The organism is Mesorhizobium sp. dw_380 (genome assembly GCF_018588885.1).
GTDB lineage: Bacteria > Pseudomonadota > Alphaproteobacteria > Rhizobiales > Rhizobiaceae > Mesorhizobium.
Genome location: NZ_JAFFIW010000043.1, coordinates 17970 through 34835 on the forward strand (window position 1 = coordinate 17970; position 16866 = coordinate 34835).

The window sequence follows — 16866 nt, forward strand, 5'->3', positions numbered from 1 at the left end:
TCATGCGGATTTGAGGAATGGGCGCTTGTGAATGGCCTTCTTGGCCTGGAAACTCGCGGCGGGAACGGGACGGCCGACGCGAAAGCCCTGGATCTTGTCGATGCCGAACTCGCGCATAAGCGCGATCTGCTCGTCGGTTTCCACCCCTTCGACCAGGATTTTGTGGCCGCGATTGCGAACCAGGGCAATGATGTCCTGGAGCATTGCCATGCCCTTCGGCGTGCCGCAGTCGTGAAGGAACGAGCGGTCGATCTTCACCGTGTCGAAATCGATCAGGCGAAGCCATGAAAGGCCGGCAAAGCCGGTGCCGAAATCATCGAGCCAGATCCTGATTCCGAGCAGCTTCAGGTCGCTGATGCAGCGCAGAATGTCCGAGTGCATCTCCATCTCGAGCCCTTCGGTGATTTCGAAGGCCAGCCTGTTGCCGGTGACGCCGGTCTCTCCCAGAATGGTCGCGACGGAAGCCGCGAAGCCAGGTGTCTTGAGCTGGATCGGCGAGACGTTGACACTGACGACACGCACGTGATCGTCCGCCAGCAGCTCGGCGCAGACCGTCCTTATTGCCCAGCGCCCCAGCTCCAGGATCGCGCCGGTTCGTTCGGCGACGGGAATGAACAGGCTTGGCGGCACCAAGGTCCCGTCCAGCATTTTGAGACGCATCAGCGCCTCAACGGCTTCGACCCGACCCGACGCGACATGCTGGATGGGCTGATAGACGAGTGAAACCAGGCCCTGGCCGATCGCGATCTTCAGCAAGGCCGCGAGGTTCTCGCTTTCGTCGCTGCTCTGCGGATCGGTCGGATCGAACAGCCGGGCACAATTGCGGCCGCCGGCTTTTGCCAGATAGAGCGCACGATCGGCCTCGTGGATGATCTTTTCCAGCTTGGCGCCGGCCTGCGTCCTGGTGAACGCGGCGCCGACACTTGCCGTCACGATCGAGATGCCGTCCCGCCTCAGCTCGTGGGTAAGCGCCAGGCTCTCCACCGTATGGCAAATGGCTTCCGCGAGCTCCGTGACCTGGTCCTTCTTGTCCATGCGGGCGAGCACGATGAATTCTTCACCGCCATAGCGGCCGATCGAGCCATTGTAGTTCCTGATCAGATCGCTGAGCGCGTTGGCGACGTGGATCAGGCAGCGGTCGCCTTCCTGGTGGCCGTAGCAGTCGTTGAACTTCTTGAAGAAGTCGACGTCGATGAGGATCGCCGCGAAACCGCTGCCAAGCTTCTGCCAGTCGCTCCAATAATCCCGCAGCTTCTCATCGATCGCCCGCCGGTTCTCCAGACCTGTGAGCGGATCCGTCCGCGACAGTCTCAGCAGGGCCTTGCCGCGTTCGGTGGCTTCCTTGTGCTGGATCTTGGCTTCCAGGGCGTTCAGGAAGACGTTGTAGCGCTCTTCATTCAGCTTCCAGTTCACATAGGACGTGAATGTGAAGCAGGAGACATAGAAAGTCCCGAATACCAGTTTGTATGTCAGCGTAGCCGGCAAAAAGTAATTCACCACATACAATATACACAATATTATTGTCGAGGTTATGATGGAAACTTTGAAGCTGAACGTGAAGAAAAGATTGGCACTCATCATGAAAATGGTGCCGAAGACCATGTAATAGGCGACGCTTTCCCTGTCCGCGCTTAGGGATGCTGGGCCCAGCCAGCCGATATAGCCAAAAATGATGGCCGCGGCGCAAGTCACGTCGAGCCATTCCGTCGCGGACCCCCGGCGAAGCTGTGTTTCCAGCACCAACAGCGCCGTCAGCCCGACCGCGAAGCGCGCCACGATCGTATAGGCCGCCACATCCGGTATCAGCAGCAGGTCTGATGCCGAGAACAACACATAGATGACGACGGCGATCCAAAGCCCCGGCCTGGCGTCCGTTCTTCGCTTCGCCAGGGCTTCCCTCCGGTAAAGAATGCGCAGCTCGGCCGCCCCCAGTTCCTGGCGCGGATCGTACGGTTCCACATCATCGGCCAATCCGGACGACGCGCGTTCGTTCACGATAAACCCCAGCTGCAGGGAACCTTGCGCTCCAAATTCTTTTCCAGCTCCTGCCCCCACGCGGGCCGACTCCTTGGGCGCGACACGATCTGCCGCGCGATCAAATGCAATGACGCAAGACAAGTTTGCGTTAACTCGAACCGGGAATCCGCCCCTCAAAAAAACTAAAGAACTGATATGGTTAGCGGGAAATTAATCATACCGATAAAATGCACCCGAGCCGCCGTTGGCAAATCGAGCATTCTACGCAATAAGTTAACTCACTGTTAACTATGGAGTGATGCGGGTGCAAACTGTGTTCGATGGCCAAAGTCTGATTACTGCCGAGATCATCGCCGGCAGTCTGCGTCGAGGTAAGCTTGAGGATCACGGCGAAGCGTTCGAGACAGCTCGCGCCGAGCTGGCGCTCATCCTCCATGCGACACAGCAGCAGGTCGAGCAGCACAAGCACCCCGCCGAGATCGTCGGCCGCCTGCTGTCGCATCTCAACGCGCTGCGCGCCAAGGTCCATGCCGACGTTTGGCAGGCCTTGATACCGGTGGCGCAGAACCACCCGGTCCTGGAGTATTTTCTCGAGGATCCGCTGACGCACTGGTCCTTCACCAAGCCCAGGGGTTATTCCGGCGACGCGCAGTTGCTCGACTACATCTATTGCGACCCGCACGTGGCCGAGAGCGTGGCGAACGCCTCGGAGATCGGCAAGGCGCTTTACAGCCATACCCAGAACGTGCCGTCATGCGTCGCCGCACGCGAACGGCGCGATCTCCTGACCCGATATGTCGATGAAGCCGCGACCAAACACGGGCCCGAAACCGAGGTCCTGGCGATCGCGGCCGGCCATTTGCGGGAAGCCAACCGTTCCGTCGCCCTGGCTGAAGGCCGTCTCAAGCGCTGGGTCGCGCTCGACCAGGATCCTCAGAGCGTTGGACTGATCGCGCGCGACTTCCAGGGCACCGCGGTCGAGGCCATCGACGGCTCGGTGCGAACGGTGCTCACCAGAGGCCACAAAATGGGCAAGTTCGACTTCATCTATGCCTCCGGCCTTTACGACTACCTCCAACACAACGTCGCCGTGAAGCTCACCAAGACCTGCCTGCAGATGCTGAAGCCGAACGGGACATTCCTGTTTGCGAACTACGCCGAGGGCACCCCTGACGCCGGCTACCGGGAAACGTTCATGGACTGGGTGCTGCTGCTGCGGTCGGAAGTCGACATGTGGAACATCGTCAATGCCAGCGTCGACCGCAACGCCGTCGAGGCGCAGGTGTATTTTGGTGAGAACCGCAACGTGCTGTACGCCGTCATCGAAAAGCGCGGATAAACAGCCGGCTGCATCTTGGTCTAACGCTCGGGCCGCCCCAGGCCCGAGATGACCGGGGCGGACACCGCCCTAAGCGTCTGTCGAAGATGCGGGCAAGCCACGCTATCTGATCTTGATGACCACCTTGCCCTTGGCACGCCCTGTTTCGACATAAGCCAGGGCTTCGTTGGTCGCTTCAAAGGGAAAGACCCGATCCACAACCGGGCGGATCGCTCCGGATTCGATGAGGGCGGCGATCTTGCTGAGCTGATCGCCCTGCGCCCACATGAAAAGGAACGAGAACGTCACGCCAAGGCGCCTGGCCTTGGCTCGAACAGACCGGCTTAGAAGGCGCAGAACCATTCTCAATATCAGGTTCAGCCCCTGCTTCCTGCCGAATTCCGGGTCGGGCGGACCGGAGATGGAGATGAGCTTCCCGCCCGGTTTCAGCACGTTCAGCGATTTTTCAAGCGTCTTGGCATCCTGGCTGTTCAAGACGGCGTCGTAGCCCGACAGGACTTTCTCGAAATCATCCTTCCGGTAGTCGACGACGACGTCGGCGCCGAGACCCTTGACCAGAGCGGTGCTTGCAGCACTCGCCGTTGTCGCCACGGTCGCGCCGAGATGCTTTGCCAGCTGGATCGCGAATGTCCCGACGCCGCCGGAGCCGGCCTGGATGAAGACCTTCTGGCCCTTCTTCAGGTTTGCCCTTTCGACCAGCGCCTGCCAGGCGGTCAGCCCGACCAGCGGGATCGAGGCCGCCTCCTCCATCGTGAGATTTTCAGGCTTCAAGGCAACGTCGGCTTCATCCATGGCGATGAATTCGGCGAATGTCCCGATGCGGCCATCGCGCGGCCGCGCATAGACGTTGTCGCCGACTTTGAACTTGCGGACTTTCGGCCCCACGCGCACAACCGTCCCGGCCACGTCGTGGCCGAGGATAAAGGGCCGGCGGTAGGGCAGGATGAGCTTGAACTCTCCGGTTCTGATCTTGGAATCGAGCAGGTTCACCGCAGCGGCATGGACCTCGACCAGGACATCATTGTCCCGGACCTCCGGCTCCGGCATCTCGGCCAGGCGGAGCGTACCCTTCTTGTTATATTTATCGACGACGAATGCCTTCATGGCAGTGACTTTCTAAAAAATGTTTCTTGATGTTCCGGGCCAGTCAAGCCGCCCCGGCGAGAGGGACGTCAGGCCTCGAGGAAGGACAGGGCCTTCGGAACGAAATCGGCGTGGTTCTGGAATATCCCGCCATGCCCGGCATCCCTGTAGATCACCAGTTGCGCCCCCGGGATGCGCCGGGCGAGATCGAACGTATTGCTGCTCGGCACCATCCTGTCGTGATCGCCGTTCGCGACCAGGGCAGGAATGCGGATGGCGCTCAGGTCCTGCGACGCCTGCAGCCCGTAAGCCTTGATCGCCTTGAGCTGCGCCCCGAAGGCGCCCAGCGATATCGGCTTGTCGCGGTCCACATGGCGCTCCGTCAGCCGTTGCAGGAAGGCTTTGGCGGCGCGGCGCCCATTGGGCGTCGTCGTGAAGAAGAGGTAGTATTTCGGATCGCGAAACGTCAGCGCGCCCTTGATCATGTCCACGATCGTCAGCGGCGTCACCTTGTCGATGCCTTCGCCACCGGCCGGCCCGGTGCCGGCAAGGATCAGTTTGCGCACAAGCCCGGGCTCGGTCAGCACGATCTCCTGTGCCACGAAGCCGCCGAGCGAAAAGCCGAAGAGATCGACCTCCTCGAACCCCATCGCCCTGATGAAGGCGACGGCATCCCGCGCCATCCCGGCAATGGTCGACGGCGTTTTGCCACCCGAAGCACCAATGCCCCTGTTGTCGAAGGCGATCACCCGCCGGCTCGCCGCCAGGCCATCGACGATGCGCGGATCAAAATTGTCCAGCTGGGCAGCGAGATGGTTGAGCAGGATCACGGGCACGCCCGCCTTGGGCCCGACTTCCCGGTAGACAAATGGCGTGCCGCCGACATCGACGGAGCGCGTTGGCGTGTCCTGGAACAATGCCGGTGAGTGTGGCGACCGATTGAATGCATGTGCCATGCTCGGCACCTCCGTTCTGTGGGGCCTGGCCAATTGTGTCGTGGTTGCTAGTCGCATGTGCGTGAAATCCTCTACCTCGCCGTTGTTCAGGCCGGTAACCGGAACTGTTTGCGCAAGCTCTTGTCGAATATCCCGGCGGGGGCAAAGCGGCGCAGGAGGCTGACCTGCCGCGCGGCCTTGCCCGCGGTGTAGCGTCGTCGCGGATGGGCATCGGTCGCCGCCTTGACGACCACCTCCGCCACCACCTCCGGCCGATCGGCTTTCGGCATCACATCGCCCAACAGCGCCTTGAACCCGGCTCGAGCCCGATCGTATTCCTTCAACAGAGAATCCGGCTCGATGCCGTTCTGGTCGAAGACGGTACGCACGAATGCGGGCTCGATGACCGAGACGCGAATATTGAAGGCACGAACCTCGTGATCGAGCGATTCCGAATAGCCCTCGAGCGCGTGCTTGACCGCCGAATAGTGCGCTGAATACGGTGCGGGTACGATGCCCAACACCGAGCCGATGTTGACGATGCGCCCTTCGCCACGCCGCCGCATCGACGGCAACACAGCATTGGTCATGCGGATGACACCAAACAAATTGACGTCGAACAGGGCCTGCACCTGGGCAACCGAGGATTCCTCGGCGCCGCCAAGCAGACCGACGCCGGCATTGTTAACCAGCAGATCGATCCGGCCGGTCTGCGAGAGCACCGTTGAAACGAGCGCGGCGACCGCCTCGCCGTCGGTCACGTCGCAAACCAGCATGATCACCCCGTCCGGGCCGTTGCCGACAGGGCGGCGGCTTGTCCCAAAGACGGTAAATCCCGCCCGTGCCAGTGCCTCGGCGCTGGCGCGGCCAATGCCCGAGGAGGCTCCGGTCACAATGGCGGTCTTGCCGGAATTCGTGTTCATTTCGTGCTCCAAATCGTGAGGGCTAGCTTTCTGTCGCCAATTGAATTACACTCATAATATCACATTACAGTCATAATGCAATAGCAGAAAGGAAACGCAGCCATGCGTTACGAAAAGGGCCGGAAGGACGCCTCGCGCAGCCGGATCATGGAAGTCGCCGCCGAACGCTTTCGGGATGACGGCATAGCTGGGTCGGGGCTCGCAAAAATTATGAGCGACGCCGGGCTGACGAACGGAGCCTTCTATCCCCACTTTCAATCCAAGGCGGCACTTGTCCGCGAAACAGTGGCGTCGGCTCTCGAGGATCAATCGGAGCAGATACGGGAAGCATTGGCCTCCGGCGGTCTGGCGACGGCAATAGAAACATATCTTTCGGCGGCGCACCGGGACAATCCAGGGAAGGGCTGTGCTTCGTCCGCATTACTTCCGGAAATCGCGCGTGAGCCGGTGGAAACGCGTCAGCTCTATACCGAGCGTTTGCTGACCTTGGTGCGCCAGGTGCCGGCGTATCTACCGCCGCAAACCTCTGATCCGGACAGCGTTGCGTTCGGCATATTTGCGACGCTCATCGGCACGCTTCAATTGGCCCGCGCCGTGGAAGGAACGGAGCTGTCGGATCGCATACTCGTGGCGGGCAAGGATGCGGCGCGGACCTTGATCCAGTCGCGTTAGACAAGCGTCCTCCTGAGGACAGAGTAGGGCCATATCTGCGGAACGGCAAAGGTTCCGCATCATTGGCAGACAGCAACTGTCAGGAAACCCGGCACGAAACCGAGATAGTTGTCGGGAAACACGAATGTCTGCTTTCCCTTTTTTGAGGGCTAACGTGGTCCGACCTCTTTTTGGCCCGACTATTCGCCAGGGTCGAATTCACCTTTGAACAAGATCGTCTCCACCGGCCCAAGTGGATTAGTGATCCGCCTCTCCAGTACTTCGACAAGTGTACGCCCAACCCCTGCCATGTCGACAGAATGAACGCCAATTTTGGCGGGTAGGAAGCGTGCCAGCCGCGTGCTGTCACGAGTGACGATGTGGACGTCGCTCCCCGGCGCAAGACCTCTTTTGCCAAGAACGTGTAACGCCCCTAGAAGGCCCAATTCGTTGGCGCACGCCAAGCCCGTCGGCGGATCTGGCGACCCCAGTAAGCGATCGAACCAGGCGGCGCTCGATTCCATGGTGAACATGCCATGGCCGATCAGGGACTGGTCGATCGGAATACGGGCCTCGACCAGGGCCCTTTGATACCCGGAAAGGCGCATGGCACTCGCCTGATCCTCCGGCACAAGAAGTTGCAGAGCAATGCGTCGACAGCCGCTGTCCGCAAGCCGTCGGGTCGCCTCATAGGCAATCTGTTCGTTGTCTACATCGACATACGGATAAGGGGTATCCAAGTTGGTTCTTCCAAATGTGACGAATGGCATGCCTGCATCCAGCAGCAGCTTGACGCGCGGATCGCCCGACACCATGCGCGTGATGATCAGTCCGTCTGAGCTGCGCGCTTGAAGCTGTCGCTGCACACTCTCGACAGGATCGTCATCGGGAGTGGTGGAATAGATGGACAGACTATAACCGGCTTGCCGCGCCGCCAGCGTCATGCCCTCGATCAAGGGAAGCTTCAACAGATCGGACAGGTGGTCTTGTGTCTCCATCGGGTATACTGCCGTTATCGTCAGCGTTCGGCCGGTTTTGAGCGCGAAGCCATGCTGATTTGGCAGATAACCGACCCGTTTCGCCGCGTCCTTTACGCGTGCAATGGTCGAGGGATGGACTTCTGGTCCGTCCTTCAGAGCGCGGGAGACCGTCGTCACCGAAAGGGAAAGTTCCGCCGCGAGCTGTTTTAGATTGGCCATTGTCGCCCGCCTTCATTGCTAAATCGCCGGCTGAATTTCCCGCTGGAGCGTCGTGACGTTACCGGATTCGACACGGCGGTCAATCCAAGCTTCCGCTAATAGCAGCTTGACTCTGGTTTAGATTGAGTGCAATCGTAACGTTACGATTACACAAAAATCGCTCTTTCGAGCAACATCAACCATGGGGAGGAGAACCTATGTCCTGGCTACGTGTGTCCTTAACAGCGTTTGCAATCTCGGCTGCCTTGCCTGTCCATGCTCAAACGGTCACCATCACGACTGCTGGTGGCGACTACGGCAACGCCATGAAGGAAGCCATGTGGGGGCCTGCTGCAAAAGAGCTTGGATACGATATCCACGAAGAGACCCTAAGCGACGGCCTGGCCGCCCTGAAGATGCAGGTCACGTCGGGGAGTGTTTCGACCGACATTATCCACCTCGGCTCGCCGGAAGGCGCGCAGGCGGCTGCACAGTCGCTTCTGGAGCCGCTCGACTACAAGATCATCGATCCGAAATCCGTGCCGGCCGGCGCAAAATCGGACTACTGCTATCCGTTCGACTCCTATGGCACGGTCATGTCGTGGAGCACCAAGACCTACGGTGAGAACCCGCCGAAGACCTGGGCGGAGTTTTGGGACGTTGCCAAATTCCCGGGCCGTCGCGCGCTGCGCGCCAATGCTCAAGACTCGATCGAGATCGCGCTGCTCTCCGACGGCGTGGCGCCGGCGGACATCTATCCCGTGCTCAGCACGCCGGAGGGTTTGGATCGCGCCATCAAGCGACTCGAAGCAATCAAGCCAAATGTCTCGGTGTGGTGGACCTCGGGCGCTCAGTCGGCGCAGTTGCTGAAAGACGGTGAGGCGGATTTGGTCATCACCTGGAACGGACGGGCAGAGACTGTGAAAAAAGACGGCGGCGCCGCTGATTACACGTTCAAGGGTTCCGTCATTGGCACCGACTGTCTCGGAGTGCCGAAGGGGGCGCCGAACAAGGAAGCGGCCATGAAGCTGATCGCGGCGATGACGCAGCCCGCGCGCGTGGCGAAGCTGACCGATTTCATTGCCTATGGCCCGGTCAATCCTGCCGCATATGAGGGTGGCCTCATCCCGCAAGACCGTCTGAAGACCTTGGCGACCGCACCCGAAAATGCTGGCACTTCGGTGTTTTCGAAAGCAGACTGGTGGGTCAAGAACGGCGAGGCCGCCCAAAAGGCCTTCGATGAAATGATGAGCCGCTAGGTCTCGAATACATCAGCTCTAAGGCTGGAGCACACGATGAAGTCGCTCGCGATCACCATCGAAAGCGTGCGCAAGGCGTATGGGTCCTACGTCGCGCTGGACGATGTTTCGCTCGATATTCAAGCTGGCGAATTCCTCACGCTGCTAGGCCCATCGGGGTCGGGCAAGACCACGTTGCTCATGGCTCTGGCCGGTTTTGTCCGGCCAGATGCCGGCAAACTCTTGTTGGGAGACCGGGACATCACCCGTTTGCCGCCCAACAAACGGGACATCGGCATAGTATTCCAGAATTACGCTTTGTTTCCCCACATGAACGTCCTGGCGAATGTCGCGTATCCGCTGTTTTTGCGCAAGATGCCGAGAGCGGAGGCGCGCCAGCGGGCGCTTGACACCTTGGCCCGCGTGCAGTTGGACGGTCTGGCGGAGCGTAATATTGCCGCGCTATCCGGCGGCCAGCGCCAACGGGTAGCGCTGGCCCGGGCGATCGTCTTCGAACCGCGCGTGATGTTGATGGACGAGCCGCTGTCGGCACTCGACAAGAACCTGCGCGAGACCATGCAGTATGAGATCCGGCGTCTGCACGATGATCTGGGGATCACCACAATCTATGTGACCCATGACCAGCGTGAAGCGTTGATTATGTCCGACAGGATCGCGGTGATGAATTGTGGCCGCATCCAGCAGATAGATACGCCGCAGCGAATTTATGATCGTCCATCGACCCGCTTCGTTGCGGAGTTCATGGGCGAGGCCAACATTGTGGCCCCAGGTTCAGTTCGCAGAATCGATAGCGCCGAAGCGTCAGGCGAGACCCTGATGGTTCGTGCGGAAAGCTTCCACCTTGATGCGAAGCTCGTCGGACGAGACGGAATAGTGCTCGAAGGAACACTGCGCGCCAAGGCGTTTCGCGGCGAGAACTGGCTTTTGACCCTGACGCTTGACGGCGGGCAAGACGTTCTTGTCTGCATTCCCGCAGCGCTGGCCGGCGGCTGCGCCGGGCTTGCAACCGGTCAGCGGGTGACCGCCTACGCACCAGCAACGAAAGTTCACCCGCTGCCGGGAGCTAGCGCGTGACCGTCATCGCGGATCCCTCGCTAGCAGCAGACGCGCGACGTGAGCGGCGGTTCTTCCTCTCACTTTCGCTGCCGGCGCTGTTCATTGTTGGACTGGCGGCGATACTGCCCATCCTATGGATCATCCGGCAATCCTTCCTGACCACGGGGGGCGAGTACACCGTCAGCAATTACCAGAAGGTGCTTTCGAGCGGGCTGACATGGTCGGCACTCGTCACAACCCTTGAATTGTCCCTTGGCACACTGGTGGCCTGCATTCTTCTCGGCACCCCCCTGGCGCTCGCTCTGGCAAGCGTCAGACCAAGGATGGCCAACATGCTGATGGTTTTCGTCATGCTGCCGCTGTGGACTTCTATTCTGGTCCGTACCTATGGCTGGCTCGTGCTTTTGCGACGCGATGGCCTGATCAACGCGGCTTTGACAGGTTCAGGCCTGACAGCTGAGCCATTACCGCTGGTCTACAACTTCACGGGAACGCTCATCGGCATGGTTCACTACATGCTGCCGCTCTTTCTGCTGCCCGTTTATGCCGCGATGCGCGATATCGATGCCAACCTTATTCGTGCGGCCGCGAGTATGGGAGCCACTCTCAGGCAAGTCGTCCGTACAGTCATTTTGCCTCTTTCGGCTGGCGGCATCTTCTCGGGGTCCATCATCGTCCTTATTTACACAATTGGTTTCTTCATCACGCCCGCGGTGCTTGGCGGCGGCAAGGTAAATCCTCTCTCTACCCGGATCGAGCGTACGCTTTCGACCTTCCAGGATTGGGGGTCGGCGAGCGTCCTGGGCATTCTGCTTCTCGTTGTCATGGCGCTGATCGGGGTGATGTTGCTGGCAGCACGCCGCCTGGTCGCCATGAGCACGGTGAAGGCCTCCCATGCTTGAAGCCTATCCGCAAAACAGGCTCGCCCGCCTTCTCCTCTGGAGCTTTGCCGCCCTTGTCTTGGCATTTCTGATGTTGCCGACGCTCGTGGTGGTGCCGATTTCCTTTTCGGCGTCGAATCTCCTCGAGTTTCCTCCGCACGCCTACTCATTGCGCTGGTACGAAAACTTCTTCGGCTCGCCAACGTGGATGGCTGCGCTCAGAACGAGCCTGATCCTTGGGACATTGACAGTGTTGATCGCGGTGCCTTTTGCGCTGCTCGCGTGCATCTCAATGAATCGGCTGGGCGGAAAGACCGCTACGGCTATCCAGAGCGTCCTGCTCACCCCTTCGATCACTCCAGGAATCCTGCTCGCGATCGGTCTGTTCTTTGTGCTCGCGGCACAACATCTGGTCGGAACGCTGTTTGGCGTACTGGTCGGACATGTCGTGCTGGCTATTCCGGTCGCCTGCATTGTGTTGTTGCCCGCCCTGGCTCGCTTTGATTGGAACCAGGTCCAGGCAGCGCGCAGCCTGGGCGCAGGCTGGGCCAGGGCTATTGGCGGAATAATTGTACCACAACTTCAGATCAGCCTGATGTCGGCGACATTGATGACCTTCCTGACTTCGCTCGACGAGTCTGTGATTTCGATCTTCATCGCAAGCGGTCGCAACAGCACGATGCCGAAGCTCATGTTTCTGTCTCTGCGCGACCAGATCGATCCGACGATTGCGGCGATCTCGACATTATGGACCGCCATCGTCGTGGTCGTCGTGTTGATTGTGACCCTGCGCCGGAAATCCTGACCGAGACTGGAAACATGCCTACAAATCATCACCCAGCCAGTGCTCCGGCGGATCATTCAATGGACATACCTCAGGTCGGGCTGGCCATTATCACCGGGTCGGCAAACTGGGGGCTTGCCTTCCCGGAAGATGTCGAATTCGACGGTGTGCGCACCTTGCGACGCGATATGAGTTTTGAAACACCTTTCGGTCGTACCGACAACTGGAAGCTGCTCGAGTTTGATGGGTCGATTACAGCCGAAGGGCAAGCAAAGCGCGCATTGTGCATGTATTCGCACGGCAATCCCCGCGACCACATCGACCACTCGTGTCATCGTCGCGCGTTCTGGGTATTGATGCAGGCGGGTGTACGGCAAGTTCTCGCCTGCTCGACTGTAGGCGCCGTCAACAAGGCGATCCAGCCCGGCGACATGGTGGTGACCGCCGATGTCATCGAACTGACGCAGACTCCCTTTTCACTGCTTCCCGACCGCCAGAGCTTTGATTGTTCGGGCAAACAAATCGTGTGTCCAAGATGTGCGGCGGTTCTGGCCGAAACGGCCCGCCGTCATTGGCCAACCGAATGCCGCGTTCATGGCATCGAACAGCAGTTGGTGGCTGCCCATTGTTATGGGCCCCGACTGACAACACCAGCCGAAGCCTTGGCGTATCGGGGCATGGGCGCGGATGTCCTCAACCATTCGATCGCCCCTGAGGCTACCTTGTCGCGCGAGATCGGCGCGTGTTTCGTGCCTCTTGCGTTCGTAACGGCAGGTTTCAACGACTATATGGACCGCAACCGCCAGGAATTGCTGCAGGAGGACGTGTTGCCGAACCTCTCCATGACAGCCTCGCGCGTCGCGCTGGCAACTGCTGCGCGACTTCCGGCCAATCCGGAATGCTCTTGCCAAGGTCTGAAGTCGCCCCAACCGGCTGAGCGTTCTACCCGGTTCTGAGCAGCGAGCGAACCTGGATTGGTCACTCACGACGAGCTGCGCCGAAATGAGAGTCCGGTTCTAAAAATTGACTTAAACCTCCAGTCCGGTTCTGGCGTCATTTCGGTCAGTATTATACTCGCCGCGATGGGCACCTTTGGCGCGATATGACATTCGCAATGCACGCCTGCACTTTGACGACCGCAGCCTCCGAAACCGCGAGCTTGCCAATCTCGTCGGCGATGCCAGCCGTCATGCATCTGTCGCCATCGTGGATCTCTGCCTTGCGGAGCGTGTCGATGCGCTGGTCATTGCCGGCGATCTTTACGATGGCAACCAGACGGCGATGAAAACGGCGCGATTTCTGGCATAGCAGATGACGAACCTAGACCAGTCCGGCGGCGTGGTGGGAGAGGTTCGCTCTAAACGTCCGTGGGGTCAATAAGGGTCGGTTCGTAGCCATTCCAGATCGTGCGATTCACACGAACAAGCACTCCGCGAATTTTAGTGGAACCTAATATGACCTCGGAAGTTAGGGGGCGTTGAAACTGGGAGGGCATGCCGTGCAAAATTCTGAAATCCGAACTGTTTCCAATTGGGCAAGATTGTCGGCGAATGATCTGCTGATCGCAGCTGACATAGCCGACCAGCTGTCCCTGGTCGCCGCCGACAATGACAACGTCCCGGAGACCGGCAGGATGCAATCAGCCGGCGCCAGGGACCCGCAGGCCCCCGAGGTCAACGGCATCACGGTCAATAGCATCACGGTGCCAGGTCGCGGTGGCGAGCGAATGGTCGCGCTTTTCATCGCGATCTATATGTCACCTGTTTTTGCCGTCGCCTTGCTTCTGCTGGCCGTCAGCGCGCGCTGATGCATGTCGCCCAAAAATGACCTAGGTTTTTGGAAAACGACATGCATGGAACAAAGAACCAAAGCGCGTCGCCTCGGAACGGATTCCTGCGACGCGCTTAGCTGTCATTTTTGATGCATGTGGTTCTTGCAAAACCGAGGTCACTCTTGAGAGGCATGCACTAGACGTCGAGCGCGACTGTCATGCCGCGCACCTCGGCCATTTCCAGCAGCATGTCCTGCAGGTTTTCGACGGCCAGCGCCGCACCGGTTCGTGCCAGCAGCTCCGCGATGCTCTCTCTCATGGAAATGACCGCGACTCCGGTTTTTTCGGCAAGCAGCCGTCCAATGGCCGCGCGGATATGGGCATTCTGGTCAGCCATGATTCCCCTTTCATGCTGGGATGTCGGCACAGTTTTTTTCAATGATATGCCTTTGACGCAACTTCTGCGAGCTTTAGCTCAGGCTTGCAAGTCATCTTATCGATCTTCTGTTCGGCAGCCGCTCAGCACGGAAAGTGACGGCAACACCTCCGTCCTGACGGTGCTTATCGCGGCAAGCAGGGCCGGCGGCACTTCGTGCCAGCAGAGCCAATGGATGTCTTGCCTCCCACCGTTACCGGCAATTCCGTGGATCTGTCGAAAATGGAACGTGCCTGCTGGCTCGTTCAGGAAACGGTCCAATGCAATCCTCCCCTCCGGGAGCCTCTAACGCATGGCACCCATCAGGGGTTGCATTGGAGAGTTGCTTTTTTTGCCGCCCGTGGTCAGCCAACCGCGACCTGGCACTGATGGCTGAGATCATCGAGCGCATTCACGAGAGCGCTGGAGACGCCTGAGCGTCGCGAACGCGGCAGGAACAACACGTTCCGACAAAGATCGCTGATTGGCTCTTGCCGAAGCCCGCGGCCTCGCTCATCCATGGCGTACAAACAACTGCCTGGGACCCATGATGATCGATGCCAGCCTTCATCTCGTCGAAGCGACGATCGCAGAATTGCGCCGCGCGCTCGATGACGGCACGGTGACCAGCGTCGAACTGGTCGGCGCCTACCTCCGGCGCATCGCGCATTTCGACCGGCATGGCATTGCCCTCAATGCCGTCCCCGTGCTCAATCCAGCGATGTTCGAGGAGGCTGCCGCTTCCGACCGGCGGCGGCGCGACGGCGTCCTGCGCGGACCGCTCGACGGCATCCCCTACACCGCCAAGGACAGCTACAAGGTATCAGGCCTGACGGTCGCCGCCGGCTCGCCGGCCTTCGAACATCTCGTCGCCAATGAGGACGCATTCACCATCACCCAGCTGAGGGCTGGCGGCGCCGTGCTGATCGGCCTCACCAACATGCCGCCAATGGCCAATGGCGGCATGCAGCGCGGCGTCTATGGCCGCGCCGAAAGCCCCTACAATGCCGACTACCTGACCGCCGCCTTCGCGTCGGGTTCGTCCAACGGCTCGGGCACCGCGACGGCGGCCAGCTTCTGCGCCTTCGGGCTCGGCGAGGAAACCTGGTCGTCCGGCCGCGCGCCGGCCACCAACAACGCGCTGGTCGCCTACACGCCGTCGCGCGGGGTGATTTCGGTGCGCGGCAACTGGCCATTGGTGCCGACCATGGATGTCGTGGTGCCTCACACGCGCAGCGTGCCCGACATGCTCCAACTGCTCGATGTCATTGTCGCCGAAGATCCGGAAACGCGAGGCGATTTCTGGCGCGCGCAGCCTTGGGTCAGGCTGCCGAAAAGCTCCGAGGTGCGGCCGCCGCGCTATACCGATCTCACGCTTGCGGGATCGCTGAAAGGCGTGCGGCTTGGCGTGCCCCGCATGTATATCGGCCGCGACGGCGAGGCCGACCGGCCGATCGAAACCCGCACCTCGGTGCTGGCCTTGTGGGAGCAGGCGGCGGCCGATCTCGAGCGGCTTGGCGCCGAGGTGGTCGAGGTCGATTTTCCCGTCGTCTCCAATTATGAGCGCGACCGTCCCGGCACACGCACCATGGTCGAGCGCGGGCTGGTGCCGCCGGACTTCGCCGACCGCGAAATCTGGGACCTCTGCATCTGGGGCTGGGACGATTTCCTGCGCGCCAATGCCGACCCTGATATCCCCGATCTTGCCTCGGTCGACGGCCCGAAAATCTTCCCGCAGCCGCCAGGCACGCTGCCTGATCGCTATGAGGGCGGCTTCGACATCGCGGATTATGTCGAGCGGGCCAAATCCGGCGTCACGCCCTTCAAGGATATCCCGACGATGGAGGACGGGCTCAAAGGGCTGGAGGCGACGAGGCGGATCGATTTCGAGGACTGGCTCGATGCGCAAGGCATCGACGCCGTGGTGCTGCCGGCCGCCGCCGATGTCGGCCCGGCCGATGCCGATGTCAACGAAGCGTCCGCCGACCTTGCCTGGCGCAACGGCACCTGGGTCGCCAACGGCAATCAGGTCTGGCGCCATCTCGGCATCCCGACCGTCACCGTGCCGATGGGCACCATGGCCGATATCGGCATGCCGGTCGGCCTGACCTTCGCCGGCAAGGCCTATGACGATGAAAGGCTGCTGCGCATGGCCGGCGATTTCGAACGCGCTACGCAACGCCGCACGCGCCCGCCACGCACACCTGAACTGGCCGACGATGCATTTTCGCGCCAGCTCATCCAGGACAGCAATCGTAAGGCGCCACCACTCGCCATCGCGCTTGCCGCAAATACGCAGGCTTCCGGCGATCAGCATGAGATCACCGTCACACTCGACCTGCCCGGAGACGCCGAGGCGGGAAACGCCAGCATCAAGGTGCATGTCAACGGAGAACCCGTCGCGATACAGGGGAGCGGCGCGCGCTTCAGCGGAAGCATCCTCGTTCCCGCTGCCGAGCATAGACGGTTCCACAGCGTCTGGCGCGACTCGTACGGCTCGATCGTGACCGCAGTAGTGCGGCTGGACGATGGGCGCAGCGCTGGCGCCTATGTGGTTACGGGCGGGATTGGGTGAGCGGCCCTCCCCGAATTCGTCATCCTAGGGCGTAGCGAG

15 protein-coding genes and 1 pseudogene are annotated in these 16866 nt (G+C 60.4%); 10 read left to right on the forward strand and 6 right to left on the reverse strand.

All coding sequences use genetic code 11. The features are described from left to right. Entirely contained in the window at positions 1-1995 is a 1995-nt protein-coding gene (locus JT360_RS27785; RefSeq protein WP_214475790.1) for a putative bifunctional diguanylate cyclase/phosphodiesterase, read from the reverse strand. 280 nt (positions 1996-2275) lie between these two features. On the opposite strand from JT360_RS27785, the gene JT360_RS27790 reads away from it, so the two are divergent. Then, positions 2276-3316 carry a class I SAM-dependent methyltransferase gene (locus JT360_RS27790; protein WP_250889124.1) on the forward strand — a complete coding sequence of 347 codons (1041 nt, stop codon included), beginning with the start codon at positions 2276-2278 and terminating at the stop codon, positions 3314-3316. A 102-nt stretch (positions 3317-3418) separates the two neighbouring features. Here the strand turns inward: JT360_RS27790 and JT360_RS27795 are convergent, their stop codons facing one another. From JT360_RS27795 to JT360_RS27805, 3 genes are all read right to left on the reverse strand, one after another. Beyond that, positions 3419-4420: an NADP-dependent oxidoreductase gene (locus JT360_RS27795; protein WP_214475796.1), complete on the reverse strand. Its 1002-nt coding sequence runs from the start codon at positions 4418-4420 to the stop codon at positions 3419-3421. 68 nt (positions 4421-4488) lie between these two features. Continuing rightward, a complete protein-coding gene (locus tag JT360_RS27800; protein WP_214475798.1) occupies positions 4489-5355 on the reverse strand; it encodes an alpha/beta fold hydrolase in 867 nt (288 codons plus the stop codon). An 86-nt stretch (positions 5356-5441) separates the two neighbouring features. Beyond that, the gene (locus JT360_RS27805) at positions 5442-6257 is read right to left on the reverse strand and encodes an oxidoreductase (RefSeq protein ID WP_214475801.1); all 816 of its coding nucleotides are present in this window, start codon (positions 6255-6257) and stop codon (positions 5442-5444) included. Positions 6258-6359: 102 nt separating this feature from the next. Here JT360_RS27805 and JT360_RS27810 point away from each other — a divergent pair, with 102 nt between their 5' ends. Continuing rightward, the gene (locus JT360_RS27810) at positions 6360-6929 is read left to right on the forward strand and encodes a TetR/AcrR family transcriptional regulator (RefSeq protein ID WP_214475804.1); all 570 of its coding nucleotides are present in this window, start codon (positions 6360-6362) and stop codon (positions 6927-6929) included. A 179-nt stretch (positions 6930-7108) separates the two neighbouring features. Here the strand turns inward: JT360_RS27810 and JT360_RS27815 are convergent, their stop codons facing one another. After that, complete coding sequence (locus tag JT360_RS27815; RefSeq protein ID WP_214475807.1) at positions 7109-8107, reverse strand: LacI family DNA-binding transcriptional regulator; 999 nt, start codon at positions 8105-8107, stop codon at positions 7109-7111. 197 nt (positions 8108-8304) lie between these two features. Between JT360_RS27815 and JT360_RS27820 the strand changes: the two genes are divergently transcribed. The 7 genes and pseudogenes from JT360_RS27820 to JT360_RS27850 all read left to right on the forward strand — a co-directional run bounded on the left by JT360_RS27820 (position 8305) and on the right by JT360_RS27850 (position 13873). Continuing rightward, positions 8305-9345, forward strand: coding sequence for an ABC transporter substrate-binding protein (locus JT360_RS27820; protein ID WP_214475810.1), 1041 nt, complete (start codon positions 8305-8307; stop codon positions 9343-9345). A gap of 36 nt (positions 9346-9381) precedes the next feature. Further along, positions 9382-10419 carry an ABC transporter ATP-binding protein gene (locus JT360_RS27825; protein ID WP_214475812.1) on the forward strand — a complete coding sequence of 346 codons (1038 nt, stop codon included), beginning with the start codon at positions 9382-9384 and terminating at the stop codon, positions 10417-10419. Then, positions 10416-11303: an ABC transporter permease gene (locus JT360_RS33785; RefSeq protein WP_214475815.1), complete on the forward strand. Its 888-nt coding sequence runs from the start codon at positions 10416-10418 to the stop codon at positions 11301-11303. Before JT360_RS27825 ends, JT360_RS33785 begins: the two co-directional genes overlap by 4 nt. Then, positions 11296-12087: an ABC transporter permease gene (locus JT360_RS27835; RefSeq protein WP_214475818.1), complete on the forward strand. Its 792-nt coding sequence runs from the start codon at positions 11296-11298 to the stop codon at positions 12085-12087. The genes JT360_RS33785 and JT360_RS27835 overlap by 8 nt, the downstream gene beginning before the upstream one ends. 59 nt (positions 12088-12146) lie before the next feature. Then, a complete protein-coding gene (locus tag JT360_RS27840; protein WP_250889125.1) occupies positions 12147-13022 on the forward strand; it encodes a phosphorylase family protein in 876 nt (291 codons plus the stop codon). 136 nt (positions 13023-13158) lie between these two features. Further along, positions 13159-13371 (forward strand): annotated as a pseudogene (locus tag JT360_RS27845) (DNA repair exonuclease); the annotation flags it as partial. A gap of 193 nt (positions 13372-13564) precedes the next feature. Continuing rightward, positions 13565-13873 (forward strand): hypothetical protein, encoded by a 309-nt coding sequence (locus JT360_RS27850; RefSeq protein WP_214475820.1) that lies wholly within the window; start codon positions 13565-13567, stop codon positions 13871-13873. A 160-nt stretch (positions 13874-14033) separates the two neighbouring features. Here the strand turns inward: JT360_RS27850 and JT360_RS27855 are convergent, their stop codons facing one another. Continuing rightward, on the reverse strand, positions 14034-14234 hold the full coding sequence (locus JT360_RS27855; protein ID WP_214475823.1) for a hypothetical protein: 201 nt from the start codon (positions 14232-14234) through the stop codon (positions 14034-14036). A gap of 568 nt (positions 14235-14802) precedes the next feature. Between JT360_RS27855 and JT360_RS27860 the strand changes: the two genes are divergently transcribed. Further along, positions 14803-16827, forward strand: coding sequence for an amidase (locus JT360_RS27860; RefSeq protein ID WP_214475825.1), 2025 nt, complete (start codon positions 14803-14805; stop codon positions 16825-16827). Positions 16828-16866 lie beyond the last annotated feature (39 nt).